Genomic DNA, 2719 nt, shown 5'->3' with positions numbered 1-2719 from the left:
TGCGTCATCAGGTCGGCATCCCACTCGCCTTCGACCATGAAGTGAGCGGTCGCTCCGAGTTCCACGGCCTCAATCAGATTGTGATTCACGTAGGCGTAGACACCTGGCTGCAGGAACGTATACAGCGCCGAGCCCGCCGAGCCGCCACGGATGAACCAGGTTTCCAGGTCCTTGGCCGGCGGGTTGGCGAATTTGCCCTGTTCCCAGACATAGTCGCCGTGACCGCCTATCAGATGCGGCCGGGTATCGCGGTTGGCCTGTGAATGGACGATCAACACGGTCTCGCCGACTTTCGCCTTCATGGCGTTGTCGCCGGTCAGGGAACCTACCTTGCCGTTGAACAAGACATGCGTCGGGATCAGCCCGCGCATGACCTTGACGATGTCATCGTAACCGTCGCCGGCAGATTCGTAGCTCTTGAAATTGCCCTTCTCGTCGCGCGGAATATAGAAGTCGTTCTCGCCGATGTAGAAGATCTTGTCGTATCTGGCCGGCTCGCCCTTGTCGTTCCTGAGCCCATCGCGCGGCAACACCATGATTGCGCCGCTCATGCCGGAGACGACATGCCAAGGGATCATCGCGCCACCAGGTGCGCAGTGGTAGACGAACGTTCCCGTCCGCGTCGCCTTGAAGCGCAAGGTCACCTGTTCGCCGGGATTGATCAGCGTGAGACCGCCACCACCCAGAGCGCCCGTCGCGGCGTGGAAGTCGATGTTGTGGGCGAGTGAGTTGGTGTCGGGATTGATGAGCGTCAGCTCGAGATAGTCGTCCTGATGAACGACCATCAGCGGGCCGGGGATCGAGCCGTTGTAGGTCATCGCATTGAGCGTCGTGCCGTCGGCGTCGATGACAAGAGGCTTTTCCTCGATCGTGATGGTGAACTCGACGATCTTGGGTCCACCCTTGGCGACCTGATCGTGCGGATGGACGAACGGCGGTGCCACGAGCTTGATCTTTTCGCGGGCGAGCCCTCGAATGTCCGCCTTTGTCACAGGTGCCGAAAATGCAGGTAGTGCTGCCACGGCGGCAGCGCCGATCGCTGCCCCGAACAGAGCTTCACGTCGCGTGATCATGTCAGTCTCCTATCTCTCAACCGTTGCGGATGAGCAGAACCTAGCTGACCTGACGCAGCGTTTCTTTGCGCTGGCGCAAATTGGTGGAGTTCATTTTGGAGACCTAAGATTCTCGGACACCGATCTGGCGCGTCATAGTCAAGGTGGAGACGGTCGTGGTCCGGTTATTTTGCCAGCACTTCGCTATCTGCCGATCTTGTCTTCCCGATCGATAAGGATCCGCTCGGCGGCGCCGTCGAGATCTTCGTACTGGCCACTCTTCAAAGCCCACAGGAACCCCCCCAGGCCAAGCGCGCCAAGAAAGAGGGCCACAGGTATGAGGTAGGCAAGGGTTGTCATGAGGATTGGGCCAATTTGGTGATATCGGAACGCCTGTCGCGCCGAACATTTTTCACCGGCGAACTTGGCCTGGAACTCTGCAGACGCAGCGCATTTCCGATCACGAGCAGCGATGAAGCGGACATGGCGATCGCTGCGATAAGAGGCGTGACGTGGCCCAGGATGGCGATCGGCACGGCGACGGCATTGTAGACGATCGCAATCGCGATGTTCTGGCGGATCAGGTGTCCCGCCTTGCGCGAGACATCCAGCGCGAGAGGCACAGCCAGAAGGCTTTCGCGCAGGAATACGAAGTCGGCCGCATTGCGGCCAATGTCGGCGGCGGTGGCCGGTGCGATCGAGACATGCGCCGCGCTCAGTGCAGGCGTGTCGTTGAGGCCGTCACCAACCATCAGAACCTTGTGTCCGTCTTTCGCCAGGGTCTCGATGCGCTCGACCTTGCCGGATGGCAACAGGCACGGAACGAAGTCCTCGATACCCAGCATCTCGGCGGCTTCACCGCAGGCACCCGCAGTATCGCCCGACAGCATCTGCACCGACACCCCGGCGTCGCTCAATCGCTTGATCGCCAAGCCGGCGTCGGCGCGCAGCGCATCCTCGAAATTGAAGGTCGCGACAATGAGCCCGTCTTTTGTCAGCACCGTTCCGCCATAGCCATGTTTGCCTTCACCACCGGTCCGGGCCTTCCATCCAGCCCATCCGCGTCGACCTAGCCGCCAAGTGCTTCCGGCGTCGGTGGCTTCGATGCCAAACCCTGGATGCTCGGTCACGGTATCGAATTTGTGCCGCGCGCCAGGAGCGGCAAAGCCGGCTATGGCCCTTGAAAACGGATGGCGGGAATGCGCGGCCATGTCTCCCGCGACTGCCAGCATGCCCGGATCCATCGAGCCCGCATTGACCAGCCGGGGCTGGCCGAGCGTGAGGGTCCCGGTCTTGTCGAACACTGCTGTATCAATCGTCGCCAGGCGCTCCATGGCCGAACCGTCCTTGACCATGATGCCGTTCTCGAACAGGCGCCGCGCGGCGACCACCTGCACGATCGGCACGGCGAGGCCGAGCGCGCACGGGCAGGTGATGATCAGAACGGCAATGGCGATGGTTGTCGCCCGGTGCCAGTCGCCCGTCGCCGCCATCCAGCCAAGGAAAGTCACGAAGGCGGTGAGATGAACCACCGGAGCATAGAGCGCTGAAACGCGATCGGCGATCCGGCGATAATGCGCGCGACCGCCCTCAGCGGCTTCCATGAGCCGAACCATTTCCGCCAGAAACGAATCTTTCGCGGCGGCTGTCGCCTCAATCGTCAGCGG

3 protein-coding genes are annotated in these 2719 nt (G+C 61.5%); all 3 read right to left on the bottom strand.

The window, feature by feature from the left end:
* On the bottom strand, window positions 1-1073 hold a 1073-nt coding region (gene nirK / locus EN879_RS31250; RefSeq protein WP_127274494.1), incomplete at its 3' end, for a copper-containing nitrite reductase.
* A gap of 183 nt (window positions 1074-1256) precedes the next feature.
* Entirely contained in the window at window positions 1257-1412 is a 156-nt protein-coding gene (ccoS, locus tag EN879_RS31245) for a cbb3-type cytochrome oxidase assembly protein CcoS (protein ID WP_013524995.1), read from the bottom strand.
* Window positions 1409-2719: heavy metal translocating P-type ATPase (locus EN879_RS31240; protein ID WP_127274493.1), on the bottom strand; the 1311-nt coding region annotated here is incomplete at its 5' end. The genes ccoS and EN879_RS31240, both read right to left, overlap by 4 nt.

Source organism: Mesorhizobium sp. M7A.F.Ca.AU.002.02.1.1 (assembly GCF_003998535.1).
GTDB classification, from domain to species: domain Bacteria; phylum Pseudomonadota; class Alphaproteobacteria; order Rhizobiales; family Rhizobiaceae; genus Mesorhizobium; species Mesorhizobium ciceri.
The sequence above is the reverse complement of the archived record's forward strand: the minus strand, read 5'-3'. Positions and strand labels throughout refer to the sequence as shown.